This window comes from Bradyrhizobium sp. USDA 4461, from assembly GCF_054055655.1.
This window is the reverse complement of the sequence record NZ_JBSRXM010000001.1, coordinates 6,956,322-6,973,952: the sequence shown is the minus strand read 5'-3', so window position 1 is coordinate 6,973,952 and position 17,631 is coordinate 6,956,322. Positions and strand designations below refer to the sequence as shown.

Sequence of the window (17,631 nt, the reverse complement as noted above, 5' to 3'; positions counted from 1 at the left end):
GGATTAGCCGACTGCGTCCGCCGTAGCTCAACGAGCGAAGGCGGGAGGCGTAATCCGCCATCATCGCAGGCCAGGGGGCGGATTACGCTTGCGCTAATCCACCCGACTTTTGCGAGTCCCGTCAGCGCAGCGGCATCGGCGGGCGAACCACCGGGCCGCCGTCATCTGCGTCAACAACACTGGACTGCTGCTGCGACTGCACGGGCCGCGGTGTGACGGCCGATTGCGGGGCGACTGGAGCCGGCGCCGGCAGCGGCGCGGCTGAGGCCGGCGGTGGCGGCGGGATGTAGGCCTGGGTGGGCCGACGCACCGGCGGCGGAGCAACCGCGGTGTGGGGGACCGCCGGCGTGATCGCCGCGCGTGGGCGCGGCGGGACCGGCCGCGGTTCGACGGCCCTGGTCTCAGTGGTCCGAGCGACACGCTGGGTCAGCTGATCCTGGCCGGCCTTGAGCTGGTCGATGCTGGCCTTGAGCTGCTCGATCTGCTGCCCCATCGACGCGAGGTCGCGGGCCATCGACTGCAACAATTGCGTTTGGTCAGGTGCACCTGCGGCTGGCGCCGCCGGGGTGGCGGGCGCGACCGGAGCCGCTGCGGCAACGGGGGCTGCGGCGGGAGCGGGCGCGCCCGTCGCGACGTCCTGCGGCGCAGCGGCCGGAGCGGCTTCCGCCGGCTGATCGGCAGCGGCTTGCGCTGTGGGCGGGGTCGCCTGGTCGGAAGCAGCGGCCGTCTTGCCGGGCAGCAGCGACGTCAGGGCCTCGATCTGAGGCACGTACTCCGCCACCACCTGCTTGACGCGATGTCCGTAGTGCTGCCACGCCGCGGTGCCCATGGCGCCGGCGATCGCGAACACGAACCAGAACGCGCGGATCGCCCATTTGTTGGTGGGACGCGGCGCGCGCTCGAGCCTGATGTCGTCCAGCCTGCCATCGTGGCTGGCGCTGTATTCCGGCATCGCCGGGGGCACCGGTGCCGCTGATATCGGCGTGACCGGCGGCACCGAGGCGACCGCAGCGGCGGATGCGATCGGCGGTGCGGACGAGGGCGCAAGGCTCGACGGTGCGAGACTCGACGGTGCAAGGCTCGACGGCGCAAGGCTCGGGCCGAACCACGGTTCGCGCTGCCCGGCTACCTTGCCGGCCTGCTGTGCGGGCGCTGCGGCATTGTCCGGGCGGGTTGCGGCGAAGCTCGGTTCGATCGCGAAAATATCGTGCGGATCAGCGTCTTTAAGTGTCGATTGCATTGGCGGTCCCCGTTTCAGTCCAAGGTCAACCGCAAATGGCGGCCGGCGAATCCTCGCTCTGTTTCGACCCCTGGCCCGGGCCCCACGACTCCAGTCCGGTTTGACCAAAGCAAGGCGAGAGGGTGGAGAGGTTGGGGAGTTTCGGGAACCGAAACCGGAGGCCGACGGCGCGCGCGTCCATCTGCATGTGCGCGCGGCACCGGACCGCATTCCCAGCGCAAGCGCCTGGGTTGTGTGGCGTATCCACCACACCTGGCCGGAAATCGCGTGGCGTGCGGCACGTCCGACCGCGCTCCGCCACCGTTCCGCCCGGATTGGATTCGGCTCATTGGAGGTTGGATTTTCGGCTTGGGCTGGGGCGCGAGTTGGGGATGCAACATGGTACGCGACGATGCAGTCATGTCGTACGTCGAGGTCAAGCGCGGTGCGCATGGTGCTGCGCCCGTCATCCTGTTTGCTCAAGCGCGAAAGCCGCTCCGGCTGTTCGCCGTCGTGATCGGCGCGGCGTCGCTCGCGGCCTGCGCGCAGTCCTCGGTTGTCAGTCAGCGCTCGCAAGCGCTGGCGAGCCGGCCGCCATCGACCGAGCCGGTGCGGGCGGCGTCATCGGCCTCGCGCACCCATGTGGCCGCCGCGCGCAAGCACGCGCCCTATGCCTCGCGCAAGGGGCGGCGACACCAGGACCGCATCGCAGGGCATGGCGAGCTTCTACAGCGACGCGCAGGAGACTGCGAGCGGCGAGAAGTTCGACGGACGCGAACTGACTGCCGCGCATCCGACTTTGCCGTTCGGCACCAAGCTGCGCGTCACCGACGTCAAGACCGGCCGTTCGGTCACCGTGCGCGTCAACGACCGTGGGCCATACGTTCCCGGGCGCATCGTCGACGTCTCCTATTCTGCCGCGCAATCGCTCGGCATGATCGGCAAGGGCGTCGCGAATGTCAGGCTCGACGTGGTGCAGTGAACCGGAGCGCGCACGCAAGGTTCGGGATTTTTGCCGGCCGGATCGGGAAAAAGTCCCGGCGCTGAGGACGCTTTAATCCTGTTGCCGGCGCGATGGCGGCCAATAGAATTGGTGCCGCTACTTCCCCGCGCTTGTCATTTTCTAAGGCGCGTGGATTTCTACCCAAACGAACCTTTCCCCGCCTTGGAGTGTCCCGCCAAGGCGGGATTTTTCTTTTGGGAGGCTTGCGCGCCGCGTGCGTTGACACGACCGGCTGGAAACCTAACCTCCGTTCTGCTTTCGGAGGACGGCCTATGCCCAACAACAATCAAGAAACTGACGGCATCGCATCAGGTCAGCCGTCTCGGCGCGGAGCATTGCAACTGTTCCTGGGTGGCGCTGCGGTCGTGCTGGCGCCCGAGGGACACTTCGGCACTGCGGCGACGGCGCAGGCCGAGACCGCGTTCGCGGACGGGCTGTCGCGCGGCCGGCCCGACGAGCAGGGCATCGCGCCATCCGCGATCCTCGATTTCCTCGATGAGGTCGACCGCCAGGGCTACGAGCTGCACAGCTTCATGCTCTGGTGCAACGGCCGGGTGGTCGCGGAGGGCTGGTGGTCGCCGTATCGCGCCGACCGCAACCACATGATGCATTCGCTGACCAAAAGCGTCACCGTCAGCGCGGTCGGGCTCGCGATGGCCGACAAGCGCTTCGGTTTGCAGGACAAGGCGGTGTCGTTCTTCAAGGACAAGCTGCCGGCTGTGGTCGACGACAAGCTCGCGGCAATGACGGTCGAGGATCTCCTGACCATGCGCACCGGCCATGCCTCGATGACCTCGGGGTCGGCGTGGCGGCCGATCAAGACCAGCTGGGTCGCCGAGTTCTTCAAGATTCCGGTGGTCTACCAGCCCGGCACCAAATGGGTCTACACCTCGGCGGCGACTTATTTGTTGTCCGCGATCGTCACCAGGACGACCGGCGAGACCGTCGCCGACTATCTGAAGCCGCGCTTCTTCGACCCTCTTGGAGTCTCGGGCTATGAATGGCCGGTCGGGCCGGAGGGCATTTCGCCCGGCGCCAACGGGCTGAGCTGGAAGACGGTCGATTGCCTCAAGCTCGGCATCCTGTACGCGCAGAACGGCATGTGGAACGGCAAGCAGGTGCTGCCGGCCGATTGGGTGGCGGCGGTGCAGCAGCCGCACGTCAAGGACACCTACGGCTATCAATGGTGGATCGGGCCCGAGACGTTCTACGCCGACGGCCTGTTCGACCAGCTCAGCTTCGTCTTCCCCAAGCACAATGCCGTGCTGGCGATCACGGCCGGCATTCCGCAGCGCAGCGGTTTCAACAGACTGGTGTTCCGACATTTCCCGGCGATGTTCGCAGGCACTGTCGCGAAGAACGATGCCGACGCGGAGAAGCTGAAGGCGCGCACCGCGGGCTTGCAATTGTTGCCGGCGTTGGTGCCGGCCTCGTCGCCGGTCGCCGCGCAGATATCCGGCAAGACCTGGCAGATGCCGGAGAACGCCGACGCGATCAAATCGGTCAATCTCAGCTTCGGCGACAAGACCTGCACTTTCACGCTCGAGGATGGCAGGGGCACCCACACAATCGACGTCGGTCTCGACGCGCCGCGCGAGGGCACCACGACGATGACCGGCAACAAGCTGCATCACGAGTATCAGCCCGATGTGATGCGGGTGGTCGCGAGCGGCAGCTGGCGCGACCTGCGTACCTTCGTGATGACCTGGACGTTCGTCGAGTCAGCGTTCCGCGACACCGTGACCTGCACCTTCGAGGGACCGCAGATGCGGTTCGCGCGCAGCGTCAATGTCAACTCGTCGGCGCTGGATATGCCGACCTTGATGGGCAAGCTGGCGTAGCCGCGACCGTAAATTGCGGCCTGCCGAATCTTGCGGCGGGGCTTCCACCAAATTGTCACACTCCCAGCGAATTGCGGCCCAAAGCCGCTGCCATCACACCGCCGGATGGACGACCTCGGCGAGGGACAAGCGTTGGCCTACAAGATGATCGCAGAACGCGAGAACGAAACGGTCAGGATCGAGCGGGAGAGCACCTTCATCATCATCGCCAAGGCCAGGGTCTGGGCCAGCGAGGGATGGCAGGTGGTGATCACCGACAAGGACGGCAAATCATACCCGCCCGAGGAATTCGACAAGCTGCTTGCGGCGTGATCCTCTTGGTTTGCGCATGATCTCTTCGGAAAACCGCTTCGCACTTTTCCGGATCAGGCGCTAGCGCTGCGCTGACACCAGCAGCATCATCGGCCGTTCGAGTTCATCGGCGAGTTCAGGCATCGCCTTGATCTGCTCGCGCGTCGGGCAGAATTCCTCGACACGGCGCAGCGTGAAGCCGGCGCCGATCAGCGCGTTGAGCGTGGTGCCGATGGTGCGGTGATATTTCAGCACGCCCTGCACATACCAATCCGTTCTGCGCTCGCCCTCGATGAAGTAGCGGTTGACCGGCCAGGTCCTGCGGCCGTCTGCGTCCTGCAGCCAGTCCGGACGGGTGGCCGCCATGTAGATCGGGTGCTCAATGGTGAAGACCAGATGCCCCTCAGGAACGATCGCGCGAACCAGCATGCGCGCCAGCCGGTCGAAGTCCCTGATGTAGTGGAAGGTGAGGGCGCTGTAGGCGAGATCAAACGTCGCCTTCGGCAGCTCCAGCGTTTCGAGGTCGGCAATCTCGTAAGTGATGGCCGGATCCTGCGTCATGGTCTTGGCGCGATCAATCATGTTCTGCGACAGATCGATGCCGAGCACGCCGGAGGCGCCTTGCTCGCGCATCCAGCGCGACACCCAGCCGAAGCCGCAGCCGAGATCGACCACGTGCTTGCCCGCGACGTCAGGCAGCATGGCGCGGATCGCAGGCCATTCCGGCGCGCCGAGCAGGCCGCGGACCTGCCGCGGCAATTGGCTGTAGCCGGCGAAGAAGCCGGGATCGTCATAGATGTTTTGCGCCATGGCCACTCGGGAAGGGACGTTGGTTGCTTCTCTGTAACCGCCGCGGCGGCGCGTGGGAACCGCTGATTGTATCGCGCGCGGGAACCAGACACGGCATTCGGCGGTTTCTGATGTCAGCGCCGCGGGATACGCCGAACGCCTGTCCCTGCGGCGTCAGACAGCCGAGGAGAGCGTCATGATAGCCGAGATGCAGATCCACACCATCGCGCGGCAGATGTTGCTGAAGCACGGCCCCGAGGCAATCGCGCAGGCCGCACAGAATGCCGTGGCCTGCGAGCGCAAGGGCGAGACCGAAGACGCCCGCGACTGGCGCCATATCGAGGATGCCCTGAAGATGATGCGCGGACCGCATCAGAGCTGACGCGGACGATGCCTCACCAAATGGTCCGGCGCTGCGCGCCGGACCATTTGGTTTGCGCCCCCCAGTGCAGCTTGCCTTCCCCCGAATTTCCGGGAACTGTGTTCCGGCAAGCAGACAAATTCTATCTGGGGGAATTCGCCATGACCTTTTCACTCTACGACGCGACCGTTGCCAACTATCTGCAGATCCTCGGCGCCACCGCGGGCTTTCTTGAGAAGAGCCTCGCGCATTTCAAGGCGAACGGAGTCGATCCCGCGGAGATCGTCGAGACCCGGCTGTTTCCGGATATGTTGCCGCTCCGCTTCCAGGTGGTCTCGCTCGCGCATCATTCCCGCGGCGCGATGGAGGCGGCGAAGAACGGCGTGTTCGTGCCCCCGTCCGGCAAGCCCGATCTGGATTACGCCGCGCTGCAAGCGCTGGTGAAGGACGCGCAGAGCGAATTGTCGGCCCTGACGCCGGACGCGGTCAATGCGTTGCTCGGGCGCGAGGTGACGTTCAAGGTCGGCGAGCGGTCGATGCCGTTCACCGCCGAGGGCTTCCTGATGTCATTCTCGCTGCCGAACTTCTTCTTCCACGCGACCACCGCCTACGACATCCTGCGTCACAAGGGCGCGCCGCTCGGCAAGCGCGACTTCATCGGCCGGCTGAATCTGAAGAAGTGATCGAACGACGCGTCAACCGATCTTGCAGCGGTGGCAACGTCAGCCGCCGTTCGCGACAAGACCACTTCCGCGCGCTGACGAGCGCGATCCGCGCATGTTTCGGGCGTGGACGCTAGCCCGTCCTGGGCCAGCGCGGCACCGGATCGAGCGGCGTCCGATACAGCTCGTGCCGGTCAATGTCGGTGACGCGCACGGCGCAACCGCGTGCCTTCAGCTCCGGCTTGACCTGCGACAGCTCATTGGCGAGCTGATCGGCGCGATCGGAGGCGAGGCTGATGTTTTCGAGGATGATTGTTCCTTGATTGCGGAACTCGTCCCCCACCACAAGATCGAAGGTGTAGTACGGCATCCCGAAGTTCTCCGTTTCGGTTTGCATCACAGGGTAACACTGAGTCGTGCGTTCCCTAAGATGCGTGGCGCACAATCAACGAGCGATTGGCGCAAAAACGATGTGCAGCGCATCGCACGATGAACGTTGGAGCACGCGGTACGCAGCACGGCGAAGGAGTCCTGTGCGGTAGCTCACCGCCATGCCGTTAAGATTTGATTAAAGCTGTCGTCGCAAGCTTAAGCCCAGTTGGAATCGCAGCGGAACCGGACTCCGGGAACCGGCAGCTGCAGGAGAAGGCCGGTGGCGTAACGCCCGCCGGCCTTTTCTCGTCCTGGACGCCGCGACCTAGAGCCTTTCCCGGTCGGAACGGGGCTCTAGACTCTTGTATTGACGCGCTTTCCTCACGCGAACCGGTATCCACTTCGCTCGAAAACGCTCTAGTCGCGCAATACGGCTTGCTGCCTGGCGCGGCACTTCGGGCCGGGCCCGCGCATGTAATACAGCTCGGGGCGATAAGGGTTGACGACGCCGTCGATCAGAAGGACGCAGCGCGCGATAAGATGGGCGAGGCGGCGGCGAAGCGGGCGCAGAGCAAGTTCCATTGCGTTCATGGTGCGCCCTCAGTGCAGCTCGCCGAGTATGGCGGTGAACGGCAGTTCAAAGATCTCAGTGCCGATGTCGTCGGTGACGTGGACCGCCCAGTTGCGCCAGTCTTCCACGCTCGGTGTCATGACAAAGCTGCGCGCCAGCTGCTCCGCATGCACCCGTGCCTCCGAAAGGTCCATGGCAGCGCCGATGCGATCCAGGATGACGTGCTTGTCGTCGGAGCAGTGAAAGAAAACTGCAGACATCTTCCGATTCCCATGCCGAAGCGATTCTCGCGCGTTGCAATAGCAGTGCGCGAAGCTTCCGAGAATCCGGGTGATCCCCCATCGGTAAACTACGGGGATTCCAGACGATTTGAATCACGCGGCCGTGATCTCTGCAATGTCAGAAAATCGGCTCGCCGATCGCAACCTGGCTGCGCGGGCCGAGCCCGATCACCCGGCCGTCGGCGTCCCTGGCGCCGAGGATCGGGAGTTCCGAGGTGAAACCCGCGATATTCTTCGGCCCGAGATTGCAGATGCACACCACCAGCGAGCCGATCAGCGCCGCCGGCTCGTAGTTCGTGATCTGCGCGCTCGACCACATGATCCGCTCGGCCCCGACATCGACGCCGACCTGGTACGAGGGATTGCGGGCACGGGGGAACGGCTGCACCTCGACGACCTTGCCGATCCGGATGTCGAGGCGGGCGAAATCGTCATAAGTGGCTTGTGGCTTGAGCGGAGACATCAGCGCTCCTGAAACGCGAGGCGGATGCCGAGCGCGATATAGATCGTGCCGACCACGCGGCCCTGCCACTGCCCGATGCGGCGATGCCGCCGGATCCACGGGCTGATCTGCCCGGCGGCCAGCGCGAGCAGCGAGGTGTAGGCCGCGCTCATCACGACGAAGATCAGGCCCAGCGTCGCGAACTGCGCGACGGCCGAGCCGTGGCCGGGATGCACGAACTGCGGCAGGAAGGCGAGGAAGAACAGCGCGGTCTTCGGATTGAGCATTTCGGCCCAGATCGCCTGCCGAAACGCGCGCCTGGGATCGACCGGCTGCGAGGTAGGCAAGTGCAAATCGTCGTTCTTCTCGAACAGCGCGCGGACACCGAGCACGATCAGGTAGATCACGCCGGCATATTTGACCATCGAGAATGCCAGCGCCGAGGTCATCAGCACGGCCGACAGGCCGAACGTCGCCATCGCCGTGTGGACGAGGTCGCCGAGCGCGATGCCGAACCCGGTCGCGATGCCGACGCGCGGCCCGCCGCTGACCGAGCGCGCCAGCACGAGCAGCACGGCCGGACCCGGGATCAGGAACAGGCCGAGCACGACGGCGGCGTAGGTGAGGAGGGTGGTGAGGTCGATCATGGAATGTGTTCCCGGATGTCAGGATGCAGGGATCGCAACGGCCGCGAAGCGCGGCTTCGGATCACGCATCACGTCGGCGCTTTCGACAATCCGCATTTCCTCGGTTCCTCGCTGCGCCGTGCGCTCCAGCACTCCGTGGATGCCTGAGGCGGCATGGCCGAGCGCCTCCGGGGTCGCAAGGCCGCGGAGGCGGGCGGCGACGAACAGCGCGGCGAACAGGTCGCCGGTCCCGGACGGGCTGATCGGCACGCGTGGGGTGCGCACGCGCCAGGCTCCCGTGCGCTCGATTGCCAGCGTCTCGATCTCGCCATGGGGCGTGCCGGCAAGCTCGGCACTGGTGACGACGATGGTCGCCGGCCCCCGCGCCATCAGCGTGCGCGCCTGTGCAACGACGTCATCGGTCGTCGCGACGCGCGCGCCGCACAGAAATTCGAACTCGAAATGATTGGGCGTGATGATGTCGGCCAGCGGACAGAGCTGGTCGCGCACCAGCGGTGGGATGTCCGGTCGCACGAACATGCCGCGGTCGCGATCGCCGAGCACGGGATCGCAGCAATAGAGCAGGGCCGGATTCTGCGCCTTGGCCCGGGCGACGAAATCGGCAACCTCCATGGCGATGTCGGCCGAGCCGAGATAGCCCGAGAGGATCATCCGCGCCGCTTCGATCGCGCCGCGCTCCTCGACGCCGCGCAGGAGGTCGGCGACCAGCTGCACGTCGAGCACCCGGCCGCGGATGGTCGGATAGCCCGGCCGATTGCTGAGCAGCGTGGTCGGCACCGCGATGACGTCGATGCCGTGCAACTGGATCGGAAAGCTGGCAGCGCTGTTGCCGACATGGCCCCAGGCGACCTGGGACTGGATCGAGATGACGCTCATGTTGTCCGCATCACCCGAACAGCGCGGCGTAGATGACGTAAAGCCAGCCCAGGATACCGTGGATGATCGCCCACAGGATCGAATGGTTCTTGGTGTAGGAGATCGCAATCGCCAGCGCCGAGCCGAACCCCACACCGTATTTCGCGCCCTCGACGCGGACGCCATAATATCGATTGCCGTTCATGGTGGTCCTTCCAGCGGAGCTGCGTGATCGGCGACAGCGTAACCCGCCGGTTGCGGTCAGTTCAACGGCGGACATGCGCCGTCGTCGCGCAACGGCCGGTACTCGGGGTGATGGGTCGTGGCTTCCGCCAGGACGACGGCAGTGGATGGCTCGTGATCCGACTGCCACACCACCGGTGTCATCACCCGCGAAAGCGGGTGATCCAGTATTCCAGAGGCAGCAGGACTTGAGGCAGCAGTACTTGGGCCGAGAGGCCGCGGCGTACTGGATCGCCCGGTCGAGCCGGGCGATGACAGGTGAGAGTGAGGACGCAGCCTTGAACTCCTCGCGACATGTTTCTCCAGCCGCCGGTCACGTTCCGATCAATCGAATGTGTCGAACCGTGCCGCAGAGTACGCGAATTCGCTGCGTCGGAGCGGAATAATCGGCCGCGCCATCCGTCATGGTAGCAGCGAGAATGCTTCGGCAGGCCGGCGAGATGGTCCCATCCTGTTGAATCCAACCGGAGACGTTCGATGACTGCGATGAGACATATCGCGGCTGGCCTGGTTGCGCTCGCCATGTTGACGACGTCAGCCATGGCGCGGGACATGCCGCTGGCCGGCCCTTATGGGTTCGCAAGGGCCCGCGCCGCCAGCCACTGGAGCGGCGCTCCGCCGCACATGCAGGCGCAGCGTTTCGGCGACACCGAGGCGCTGCCGCGCGACCAGCCGGGCGGCGTCTGCGACCATGGCGACAACGCCATGATCTGCTGAGCCGGACGGTGCATGGCGGTGATCTCCGGCAAAAGTTGCGCTAGCCTCGCTGGGTCGTCTCCCTCCAGCTGCGAGCGCCGCCGCCATGCACATCCTTCGTCCCCAGTTTCGCATCGAGCAAGGCCGCGCGCTGGACTTCGCGGCGGCGCGCGGTTTTGGCGCCATCGTCGCCGCCGATGCGCGCGGCCCGCGGGCCTCGCATGTGCCGTTCGTGATCGCGCGGCGTGACGGTCAGGTGGTCGTGCAGATTCATCTCACCGCGAACAATCCGCTGGTCGAGCTCGCCGACGGCGTCAGGCGCTTCCTGCTCATCGTCTCCGGCGACGACGCCTACATCTCGAATGACTGGTACGTTTCGCGTGACAATGTCTCGACCTGGCTCTACGAGGCGGTGCATCTGTCCGGCGTCGCGCATTTGCGCGATCACGGCGAGAACCGCGGCCATGGCGATGCGCTGCTTGCGGCCGCCGAGGCTCGGTTGCCGAAGCAGCCTTGGGATCTCACGCAGATGGAGCCCGGCAAGCGCGAGCAGATGCTGGCGGGGATCCGGGTGATCGACATCGTCGTCGACGAGATCGAGGGCCAATCGAAGCTCAACCAGCACAAGAGCGACGCGGACTATGTCGCGCTGGTCAACCGCCTGACGCAGGCCGGGGAAACCGCAAGCCGGAGGTTGGCGCAGAAGATGCGGGCGTTAAGACCGGAGCTTGAATATGAGCCGGGTCGCGTAAAAGCGTAACCCGCCATCTTTCCTGCTCGGATCGCGGGATTACGCCTTCGGCCAACGAACTTGCAAACGTGTTGTTAAGATTCGCTTTGCGCTGGTTTGCTCGACTCCGATTCGTTCTGCGCGAACAAAATGGAGTCGGATCGGGAACATAGTCAGGGGGCAACCAGGAAGCTCAGGACCTCGCTGTTGAATCGATCCGCTTGTTCGACGTTGAGGATGTGAACGCCGGGTAGCAGAACGAGTTTGGCATGGGCGATTGCTGCAGCGATCGCCTCGCTGTGACTGGCCCGTGTGACGGTGTCGCTCTCGCCGCCCATGACCAGCGTCGGTGCCGCGATCAGCGAGATCACCCGGCGAAGATCGACATCGCGCAGCGCGGTAAAGCAGCCGGCGAGCCCGCGTGGCGGCGTGGTGAGTACCATGCTGCGGAATTCGTCGACCATCTCATTTGGCGCAGCCAGCATCGTGCACGGGCGCGGGCGACGTTGCGCGAATTCGACCTGCTGAAGGCCTACGCCACCAGCTTGCCGGCGGTGAAGAGGTGGTCCCGCGGGTGGTGATTGGCGATCTCTGCCCGCCATCGCCAGCATGCGCACGGACCCGTCGCGGAGGCGCTTTGACGTCATCTCGGAGATTGGCGGCTCACTCGACGCGCAGGGCCGGACGGCAAACGGCTCCGTGCCAAGCGTGGGCGGTGAGAGGCGAGGTGGTGTGCTTGTGCCAATCCGCCCTACGAAACGTGCCAGGCGCAAATTGCGCAAACGTGTTGTTAAGAATCGCTTCGTGCCGATTTTTCGATTCCGATTCGTTCTGCGCGAACGAAATGGAGTCGAACGGAGAACGCGTCTGTGACGGCGCCGGCCGCGCCGTCAGAGAGGCCAGCGCTTGCAACATGTGCGACGGGCTCGATGATGCTCCGCGTCGGGCGCAATAATCCCACGATGGCACAAGATCGATTGCGCGGGCACCGTTTGCGTATGCATGTTGTTAACGCTTGAGCCGCGTCGATTTTCTCGATTCCGATTCGTTCCTCGCGAACAAATTGGAGTCAGATGCAGAACGGCGCTGTGGCGTGCAATGCGTTTCTCTGCTCCACTTGGTACGCAGAAGAAAGAGCGGATGGATGGTCAAGAAGGCAACCAGGACAAGGAAGAAGCCGGCATCGCGGCGGATCGTGCTGGCGATCGACATCGGCGGCACGCATGTGAAGGTGATGACCGACAAGGTGCGCATCAAGCGCGAATTCGAGTCGGGGCGGACTCTGTCCGCGATCGAGATGGTGCAGCAGGTCAAGGCGCTGACCGGGGACTGGTCCTATGACGTGATCTCGATCGGCTATCCCGGACCGGTCGTTCACAACCGTCCGCTCGCCGAGCCGCACAATCTCGGCCGCGGCTGGGCCGGCTTCGCTTTCCACAGAGCGTTCGGCCGGCCGGTCAAGGTCGTCAACGATGCGCTGATGCAGGCGATCGGCAGCTACCAGGGCGGGCGGATGCTGTTTCTCGGCCTCGGCACCGGGCTCGGCTCGGCGATGATCGTGGACGGCGTGTTCGAGCCGATGGAGCTCGGCCATTTGCCGTACCGCAAAGACGCAACGTTCGAGGACTATGTCGGGGCCGCGGGCCTCGAGCGGCGTGGCCGCAAGAAATGGCGTAAGAGCGTCGACGACGTCATCGCGCGGCTGTCGGCCGCGCTGGAGCCGGACTACATCGTGCTCGGCGGCGGCAATGCCGACAAGGTCGACAATCCGCCGCCCAAGGTGCGGTTCGGCGACAACGCCAACGCATTCGAGGGCGGCTTCCGGTTGTGGAAGCAGTCAACGCGCAAGCCGCGCGGCGCGCCTTGATGAAACCGAAACTGCCACGAAACTGCCGCGACTGCCGAAGTTTCGTGCTGTTCCGATGTTGCGGTTCCTGGAACTGATCGGGTGCACCGCTCGTTTTATGCGGCATAACATCCCGTTCCATGAGGAGTGAACCATGCGAAGCTTGATTATTCCCGCCATCGCGGCTCTTGCGATCGGCGCTGCGACGCCGGCGATGGCCTATGATTCCGGCAGCCAGATCTCGATGGAGGCGGCACTCGACGTGGCGACCAGCATCGGCGTCGTGACGGTGTCGAACACCCAATTCCTCGGCGATGAGTGGGAGGTCGAGGGCCGTGACCGGCTCGGGCGCTGGATGCAGGTCGATGTCGACGCGCGCACCGGCGAGGTGCGCAACGTGGATCGCGGCTGGTAGCGGCGTCTTCAACCCGGCGTGAGCGATTTGAACGGCCGGCGGCGCGGGGCGCTTCGCCGGCCGTTCGTTATCCAGAATGTTCGATGCCGCGCTTTGGCCGAACGCCATAAAGGTGCGCTATGCTGGCGGCAGATTCCGGGAATCTGCTGCGAGCCGCGGCGGTCCCGCGACAAGGAGACCGGCCATGACCAAACCGTTTCCATCCAAAACCCACATCGGCAACCACCTGCTGCATCCGGAAACCCAGATGCTCAACTACGGCTACGATCCGCAATTGTCGGAGGGCGCGGTCAAGCCGCCGGTATTTCTGACCTCGACCTTCGTGTTCCGGACCGCCGAGGACGGCAAGGACTTTTTCGATTTCGTCGCGGGCCGTCGCGAGCCTCCGGAAGGCATGGGCGCGGGGCTGGTCTATTCGCGGTTCAATCATCCGAACAGCGAGATCGTCGAGGATCGGCTTGCGATCTACGAGCGCACCGAGAGCTGCGCGCTGTTCTCCTCCGGGATGTCGGCGATCTCGACCACGGTGTTCGCCTTTGCGCGGCCCGGCGACGTGATCCTGCATTCGCAGCCGCTTTATGGCGGCACCGAGACGCTGTTCACCAGGACGCTGGCGGCGTTCTCGATTCAGGCCGTGGGCTTTGCCGACGGCCTCGACGAAGGCGTGGTCCGCGCCGCAGCCGAGGAGGCGATGAAGAAGGGCCGTGTCGCGATGATCTTCATCGAGACGCCGGCCAACCCGACCAACGGCCTGGTCGACATCGCGCTGACCAGACGCGTCGCCGACATGATCGGCAAGGCGCAGGGTTTCACCCCGATCATCGCCTGCGACAACACGCTGCTCGGGCCGGTGTTTCAGCGGCCGATCGAGCATGGCGCCGATCTGTCGCTGTACTCGCTGACCAAATATGTCGGCGGTCATTCCGATCTGATCGCGGGCGCGGCGCTCGGCTCGAAGAAGCTGATGAAGGACGTCAAGGCACTGCGCGGCGCGATCGGCACCCAGCTCGATCCGCATTCCTGCTGGATGATCAGCCGTTCGCTGGAAACGCTGAGCCTGCGCATGGAAAAGGCCGACCGCAATGCGCGGATCGTCGCCGACTATCTGCGCGACCATCCCAAGGTGGCGCAGGTGCATTATCTCGGCCATCACGATGCGGCATCGGCAGCGGGGCGGGTGTTCGCGAGCCAAAGTAGCGGCGCCGGCTCGACCTTCTCGTTCGACATCACGGGCGGGCAGCAGGCCGCGGAGATATTCCTCAACAGCTTGCAGATCTTCAAGCTCGCGGTGAGCCTCGGCGGCACCGAGTCGCTGGCGAGCCTGCCGGCCACGATGACGCATTCCGGCGTGCCCGCCGATATCCGCAAGAAGATCGGCGTGCTCGATACCACAATCCGGCTCTCGATCGGGATCGAGCATCCGTCCGATCTCGTCGCCGACATCGCACAGGCATTGAGCAAGGCGTGAAAAGGTCGTGAGCCGGACAGGTTCGCGATGATCTCGGGAATCGGTGGAACGGTCTGCTCCGCGCTCCGTTAGCATCGGTCGCTCGGTAGTGCGGCCCGCCGCGTGCGGGGACGGTCCGCCGACGTCGCGCCTCGCTCAGCAGCTGGCTGATCCAACCACGGATGCGAACAATGATTCACGGAACCTTGGCTTTCGCCGGCCTTCGTACGTCACTGATCGGTGCCGCCGTCTCGTCGGCATTGTTCGTGATCGCAAGTCTCGCCCACGCGCAGCCTGCGAATTCGCCTGCGGATCATGGCGCTGATGCCGGTCCCGGCGGCTTCGCCGACCTCGCGGAGAAGGTCGGGCCTGCCGTGATCGGTGTCGCCGCCAAGGTGGTGGCGGCAGACGATGACGACTCTGCGGGCCAGTCCGATGCGCCGGACGGATCCGATCAGGACATGCCGGGGAAGATCGTTCCGGGTCCCGGCAAGCGTGGTCCGGGCTCGACGTCGACGCCAACCGAGATGACCTCGATCGGTTCGGGCTTCTTCATTTCCGCGGACGGCTATGCGGTGACCAACAATCACCTGCTGGCGGGCAGCGACACCGCCGATGTCCGCACCAGCGACAACAAGATCTACAAGGCGAGAGTCCTGGCCAAGGACCAGGTCAGCGATCTGGCGCTGCTCAAGGTCGATGGACGGAGCGACTTCGCCTACGTCAAAATGGCGGATCAAGCGCCGCGCGCCGGCGATTGGATCCTCGCGGTCGGCAATTCATTCGGACTCGGCAATACCGTCAATGCCGGCATCGTCTCGGCGCGTGCGCGCGATCTGGAGACGGGGCCTTCGGAAGACTTCGTGCAGATCGATGCGCGGATCAACCGCGGCGATTCCGGCGGACCGAGCTTCAACGCGCAGGGCGAGGTGATCGGCGTCAACAGCATGATCGTCTCGCCCTCGGGCGGCTCGGTCGGTGTCGCCTTCGCGATCCCCGCCGACACCGTGAAGACGGTGATTCCGCAGCTGAAAGAGAAGGGTGCGGTCACGCGCGGCTGGATGGGCGCGCAGGTGCAATCGATCACCCCCGACGTTGCCGAGAGCCTCGGTGCCAACAATCTCCGCGGTGCGGTCGTGGTCGGCGTCCAGAACGGCGGCCCGGCAGCGCAGGCCGGATTGAAGCGCGGCGATGCGATCACTTCGGTCAATGACGAGCCGATCAAGAGCGCGAACGAGCTGACCAAGAAGGTCTATGCGGCGGCGCCGGGCAGTTCGGTCAAGCTGTCGATGGTGCGCGACAACGCGCAGAACTCGCTCAACGTGACCGTGGGCAAGCTCGCGCAGTCGCAGGCGCCCGGCGGCGCGCTCAAGTAATTCCGCCGGTCTTAATTCCGCCCGTCTTGATCCCACCAGCCTCGGCGATCAGCTCGAACGAGCGCAGCCGCTTCTGGTGATCATAGACGTCGGAGACGATCATCAGCTCGTCGGCGCCGGTTTCCGCGACCAGCGCATCGATGCCGGCACGCACCGTCTCCACCGAACCGATGATGGAGCGCTCCAGCATCCGCATCGCCTGGACTTTCTCAGACGGCGACCAATAGGTCTCGATGTCGTCGATCGGCGGCTGGCTCAGGCCGCGCGCGCCGCGGAAGATGTTGGTGAACGACATCTGCTGCGTGGTCGCAAGGCGCCGCGCTTCCGCGTCGGTGTCGGCGGCGATGATGTTGACGCCGACCATGGTGTAGGGGCGCTGTAGCTGTTCCGACGGCTTGAAGCGGGCGCGATAGATCTGCAGCGCCTGGTTCAACAGCTCGGGGGCGAAATGCGAGGCGAAGGCGTAGGGCAGGCCGAGCTCGCCGGCCAGCATCGCGCCGAAATTGCTCGAGCCGAGAATCCACAGCGGCACGTCGGTGCCGGCGGCCGGCACCGCCTGGATGCGCTGGTTCGGACCGGCGGCGGCGAGGAAGGCCTGCACCTCGAGCACGTCCTGCGGAAAATTCTCGGCGGATTCCGGCGTGCGGCGCAGCGCGCGCAGCGTCAGCTGATCGGTGCCCGGCGCGCGGCCGAGGCCGAGATCGATCCGGCCCGGAAACAGCCGCGCCAGCGTGCCGAACTGCTCGGCGATCACATAAGGCGCGTGGTTCGGCAGCATGATGCCGCCGGCGCCGACCCGGATGGTGTTGGTGCCCGCCGCGATATGCCCGATCACGACCGACGTCGCAGCGCTCGCAATGCCTGCCATGTTGTGGTGCTCCGCCACCCAGATCCGGCGATAGCCCAGCGCCTCGGCATGGCGCGCGACATCGCGCGCATTGTACAGCGCGCCGGTCGCGTCGGTTTCCTCGGTGACGCGGACGAGATCGAGAATGGAGAGGGCGGCCACGGGAGCTCCGGAGCGTTTGGGACGGGGAGCCGATGGTATTGGCTGTGTCCGGGGTGGGTGCGAACCGGCGAGGCGGCCGGTTCATGCAGATGCATATGGATACGGCCGCGGTGTGGGTCAATCCGCCGGCCGCGGGAACGCGCCGAAGAGACGACGCGGGGCTGCGAGTCCAAAACAGCGAGAACAACCCCATGCAAAGGAGGCGGGAGGCCGCCGGGACGTTGAAAAGCGACTTGACACGTCGGGCAACTCAGCGGTATTTTTCCATTATTCCGAAATTGTGCAGGCTGCCCGCCCCACGCGACGGTGGGAGAGGGCGGTGACGGAGGTGCCTGGCGACCTCCCCCGGCTTCCGCACGGCCATTGGCGGCCCGCCCGCGAAGCTGCGGCCGCGTCAGCCTTTCTCCCGGGGCAAAGCTGCGCGCGCAGGGCGTTCCAGCGATGCGCGACTTGCCGAAAATGTGTCCATGATGGCAGCTACCGTCTGCGGCCGATCCGCCCTACCTTCGCGGAGCGCCAACCGCGTGGCCAACGA

Annotated in this window: 21 protein-coding genes and 1 pseudogene; 11 read left to right on the top strand and 11 right to left on the bottom strand. The window is 65.2% G+C overall.

What is annotated here, in order from left to right:
• Positions 1-121: 121 nt before the first annotated feature.
• Complete coding sequence (locus tag ACVINW_RS32840) at positions 122-1,240, bottom strand: hypothetical protein (RefSeq protein WP_456755098.1); 1,119 nt, start codon at positions 1,238-1,240, stop codon at positions 122-124.
• A gap of 447 nt (positions 1,241-1,687) precedes the next feature.
• Here ACVINW_RS32840 and ACVINW_RS32835 point away from each other — a divergent pair.
• The 3 genes and pseudogenes from ACVINW_RS32835 to ACVINW_RS32825 all read left to right on the top strand — a co-directional run bounded on the left by ACVINW_RS32835 (position 1,688) and on the right by ACVINW_RS32825 (position 4,375).
• Positions 1,688-2,201: pseudogene (locus ACVINW_RS32835) on the top strand (septal ring lytic transglycosylase RlpA family protein).
• Between the two features lie 356 nt (positions 2,202-2,557).
• Positions 2,558-4,063, top strand: a complete 1,506-nt coding sequence (locus ACVINW_RS32830) for a serine hydrolase domain-containing protein (protein ID WP_456755097.1) — start codon at positions 2,558-2,560, stop codon at positions 4,061-4,063.
• Between the two features lie 105 nt (positions 4,064-4,168).
• Positions 4,169-4,375 (top strand): hypothetical protein, encoded by a 207-nt coding sequence (locus ACVINW_RS32825; RefSeq protein ID WP_074126738.1) that lies wholly within the window; start codon positions 4,169-4,171, stop codon positions 4,373-4,375.
• Positions 4,376-4,435: 60 nt separating this feature from the next.
• Here ACVINW_RS32825 and ACVINW_RS32820 read toward each other — a convergent pair whose 3' ends face one another.
• Positions 4,436-5,164: a class I SAM-dependent methyltransferase gene (locus ACVINW_RS32820; RefSeq protein ID WP_456755096.1), complete on the bottom strand. Its 729-nt coding sequence runs from the start codon at positions 5,162-5,164 to the stop codon at positions 4,436-4,438.
• A 175-nt stretch (positions 5,165-5,339) separates the two neighbouring features.
• On the opposite strand from ACVINW_RS32820, the gene ACVINW_RS32815 reads away from it, so the two are divergent.
• Together ACVINW_RS32815 and ACVINW_RS32810 are read left to right on the top strand one after the other, a co-directional pair.
• Entirely contained in the window at positions 5,340-5,525 is a 186-nt protein-coding gene (locus tag ACVINW_RS32815) for a hypothetical protein (RefSeq protein WP_128970955.1), read from the top strand.
• 140 nt (positions 5,526-5,665) lie between these two features.
• A complete protein-coding gene (locus tag ACVINW_RS32810; RefSeq protein ID WP_456755095.1) occupies positions 5,666-6,187 on the top strand; it encodes a DUF1993 domain-containing protein in 522 nt (173 codons plus the stop codon).
• Positions 6,188-6,299: 112 nt separating this feature from the next.
• Here the strand turns inward: ACVINW_RS32810 and ACVINW_RS32805 are convergent, their stop codons facing one another.
• From ACVINW_RS32805 to ACVINW_RS32775, 7 genes are all read right to left on the bottom strand, one after another.
• On the bottom strand, positions 6,300-6,536 hold the full coding sequence (locus ACVINW_RS32805; protein ID WP_456756555.1) for a hypothetical protein: 237 nt from the start codon (positions 6,534-6,536) through the stop codon (positions 6,300-6,302).
• 419 nt (positions 6,537-6,955) lie between these two features.
• Complete coding sequence (locus ACVINW_RS32800; protein WP_456755094.1) at positions 6,956-7,129, bottom strand: hypothetical protein; 174 nt, start codon at positions 7,127-7,129, stop codon at positions 6,956-6,958.
• Positions 7,130-7,138: 9 nt separating this feature from the next.
• Entirely contained in the window at positions 7,139-7,369 is a 231-nt protein-coding gene (locus ACVINW_RS32795; RefSeq protein WP_244063322.1) for a DUF6894 family protein, read from the bottom strand.
• A 139-nt stretch (positions 7,370-7,508) separates the two neighbouring features.
• Positions 7,509-7,853 (bottom strand): tRNA-binding protein, encoded by a 345-nt coding sequence (locus ACVINW_RS32790; RefSeq protein ID WP_456755093.1) that lies wholly within the window; start codon positions 7,851-7,853, stop codon positions 7,509-7,511.
• Complete coding sequence (locus ACVINW_RS32785) at positions 7,853-8,479, bottom strand: LysE family translocator (protein WP_456755092.1); 627 nt, start codon at positions 8,477-8,479, stop codon at positions 7,853-7,855. The genes ACVINW_RS32790 and ACVINW_RS32785 overlap by 1 nt, the downstream gene beginning before the upstream one ends.
• A gap of 18 nt (positions 8,480-8,497) precedes the next feature.
• Entirely contained in the window at positions 8,498-9,355 is an 858-nt protein-coding gene (gene pdxY, locus ACVINW_RS32780) for a pyridoxal kinase PdxY (protein ID WP_456755091.1), read from the bottom strand.
• A 10-nt stretch (positions 9,356-9,365) separates the two neighbouring features.
• On the bottom strand, positions 9,366-9,539 hold the full coding sequence (locus ACVINW_RS32775) for a hypothetical protein (protein ID WP_016840760.1): 174 nt from the start codon (positions 9,537-9,539) through the stop codon (positions 9,366-9,368).
• A gap of 515 nt (positions 9,540-10,054) precedes the next feature.
• Between ACVINW_RS32775 and ACVINW_RS32770 the strand changes: the two genes are divergently transcribed.
• Both ACVINW_RS32770 and ACVINW_RS32765 read left to right on the top strand, forming a co-directional pair.
• The gene (locus ACVINW_RS32770; RefSeq protein WP_456755090.1) at positions 10,055-10,294 is read left to right on the top strand and encodes a hypothetical protein; all 240 of its coding nucleotides are present in this window, start codon (positions 10,055-10,057) and stop codon (positions 10,292-10,294) included.
• Between the two features lie 85 nt (positions 10,295-10,379).
• Positions 10,380-11,033 (top strand): FMN-binding negative transcriptional regulator, encoded by a 654-nt coding sequence (locus tag ACVINW_RS32765; RefSeq protein WP_456755089.1) that lies wholly within the window; start codon positions 10,380-10,382, stop codon positions 11,031-11,033.
• A gap of 143 nt (positions 11,034-11,176) precedes the next feature.
• On the opposite strand, the gene ACVINW_RS32760 is transcribed toward ACVINW_RS32765, so the two are convergent.
• Positions 11,177-11,467: an alpha/beta fold hydrolase gene (locus ACVINW_RS32760; RefSeq protein ID WP_456755088.1), complete on the bottom strand. Its 291-nt coding sequence runs from the start codon at positions 11,465-11,467 to the stop codon at positions 11,177-11,179.
• A 680-nt stretch (positions 11,468-12,147) separates the two neighbouring features.
• Between ACVINW_RS32760 and ACVINW_RS32755 the strand changes: the two genes are divergently transcribed.
• The 4 genes from ACVINW_RS32755 to ACVINW_RS32740 all read left to right on the top strand — a co-directional run bounded on the left by ACVINW_RS32755 (position 12,148) and on the right by ACVINW_RS32740 (position 16,087).
• The gene (locus ACVINW_RS32755; RefSeq protein WP_456755087.1) at positions 12,148-12,870 is read left to right on the top strand and encodes an ROK family protein; all 723 of its coding nucleotides are present in this window, start codon (positions 12,148-12,150) and stop codon (positions 12,868-12,870) included.
• A 133-nt stretch (positions 12,871-13,003) separates the two neighbouring features.
• Entirely contained in the window at positions 13,004-13,264 is a 261-nt protein-coding gene (locus tag ACVINW_RS32750; RefSeq protein WP_097675378.1) for a PepSY domain-containing protein, read from the top strand.
• Positions 13,265-13,448: 184 nt separating this feature from the next.
• Positions 13,449-14,732, top strand: coding sequence for a cystathionine gamma-synthase family protein (locus tag ACVINW_RS32745; protein ID WP_456755086.1), 1,284 nt, complete (start codon positions 13,449-13,451; stop codon positions 14,730-14,732).
• A gap of 170 nt (positions 14,733-14,902) precedes the next feature.
• Positions 14,903-16,087: a S1C family serine protease gene (locus ACVINW_RS32740; protein ID WP_456755085.1), complete on the top strand. Its 1,185-nt coding sequence runs from the start codon at positions 14,903-14,905 to the stop codon at positions 16,085-16,087.
• Here the strand turns inward: ACVINW_RS32740 and ACVINW_RS32735 are convergent.
• Positions 16,080-17,096, bottom strand: a complete 1,017-nt coding sequence (locus ACVINW_RS32735) for an LLM class flavin-dependent oxidoreductase (RefSeq protein ID WP_456755084.1) — start codon at positions 17,094-17,096, stop codon at positions 16,080-16,082. The genes ACVINW_RS32740 and ACVINW_RS32735 overlap by 8 nt on opposite strands.
• Positions 17,097-17,631 lie beyond the last annotated feature (535 nt).

Bases quoted from the DNA above. Each gene is read 5' to 3' on its own strand.
- ACVINW_RS32790 (WP_456755093.1), bottom strand. From the start codon at position 7,853: ATGTCTCCGCTCAAGCCACAAGCCACTTATGACGATTTCGCCCGCCTC.
- ACVINW_RS32785 (WP_456755092.1), bottom strand. From the start codon at position 8,479: ATGATCGACCTCACCACCCTCCTCACCTACGCCGCCGTCGTGCTCGGC.
- ACVINW_RS32770 (WP_456755090.1), top strand. From the start codon at position 10,055: ATGACTGCGATGAGACATATCGCGGCTGGCCTGGTTGCGCTCGCCATG.
- ACVINW_RS32825 (WP_074126738.1), top strand. From the start codon at position 4,169: ATGGACGACCTCGGCGAGGGACAAGCGTTGGCCTACAAGATGATCGCA.
- ACVINW_RS32795 (WP_244063322.1), bottom strand. From the start codon at position 7,369: ATGTCTGCAGTTTTCTTTCACTGCTCCGACGACAAGCACGTCATCCTG.
- ACVINW_RS32755 (WP_456755087.1), top strand. From the start codon at position 12,148: ATGGTCAAGAAGGCAACCAGGACAAGGAAGAAGCCGGCATCGCGGCGG.
- ACVINW_RS32810 (WP_456755095.1), top strand. From the start codon at position 5,666: ATGACCTTTTCACTCTACGACGCGACCGTTGCCAACTATCTGCAGATC.
- ACVINW_RS32805 (WP_456756555.1), bottom strand. From the start codon at position 6,536: ATGCCGTACTACACCTTCGATCTTGTGGTGGGGGACGAGTTCCGCAAT.
- ACVINW_RS32800 (WP_456755094.1), bottom strand. From the start codon at position 7,129: ATGAACGCAATGGAACTTGCTCTGCGCCCGCTTCGCCGCCGCCTCGCC.
- ACVINW_RS32820 (WP_456755096.1), bottom strand. From the start codon at position 5,164: ATGGCGCAAAACATCTATGACGATCCCGGCTTCTTCGCCGGCTACAGC.
- ACVINW_RS32840 (WP_456755098.1), bottom strand. From the start codon at position 1,240: ATGCAATCGACACTTAAAGACGCTGATCCGCACGATATTTTCGCGATC.
- ACVINW_RS32740 (WP_456755085.1), top strand. From the start codon at position 14,903: ATGATTCACGGAACCTTGGCTTTCGCCGGCCTTCGTACGTCACTGATC.
- ACVINW_RS32750 (WP_097675378.1), top strand. From the start codon at position 13,004: ATGCGAAGCTTGATTATTCCCGCCATCGCGGCTCTTGCGATCGGCGCT.
- ACVINW_RS32815 (WP_128970955.1), top strand. From the start codon at position 5,340: ATGATAGCCGAGATGCAGATCCACACCATCGCGCGGCAGATGTTGCTG.
- ACVINW_RS32760 (WP_456755088.1), bottom strand. From the start codon at position 11,467: ATGGTCGACGAATTCCGCAGCATGGTACTCACCACGCCGCCACGCGGG.
- ACVINW_RS32745 (WP_456755086.1), top strand. From the start codon at position 13,449: ATGACCAAACCGTTTCCATCCAAAACCCACATCGGCAACCACCTGCTG.
- ACVINW_RS32775 (WP_016840760.1), bottom strand. From the start codon at position 9,539: ATGAACGGCAATCGATATTATGGCGTCCGCGTCGAGGGCGCGAAATAC.
- ACVINW_RS32765 (WP_456755089.1), top strand. From the start codon at position 10,380: ATGCACATCCTTCGTCCCCAGTTTCGCATCGAGCAAGGCCGCGCGCTG.
- pdxY (WP_456755091.1), bottom strand. From the start codon at position 9,355: ATGAGCGTCATCTCGATCCAGTCCCAGGTCGCCTGGGGCCATGTCGGC.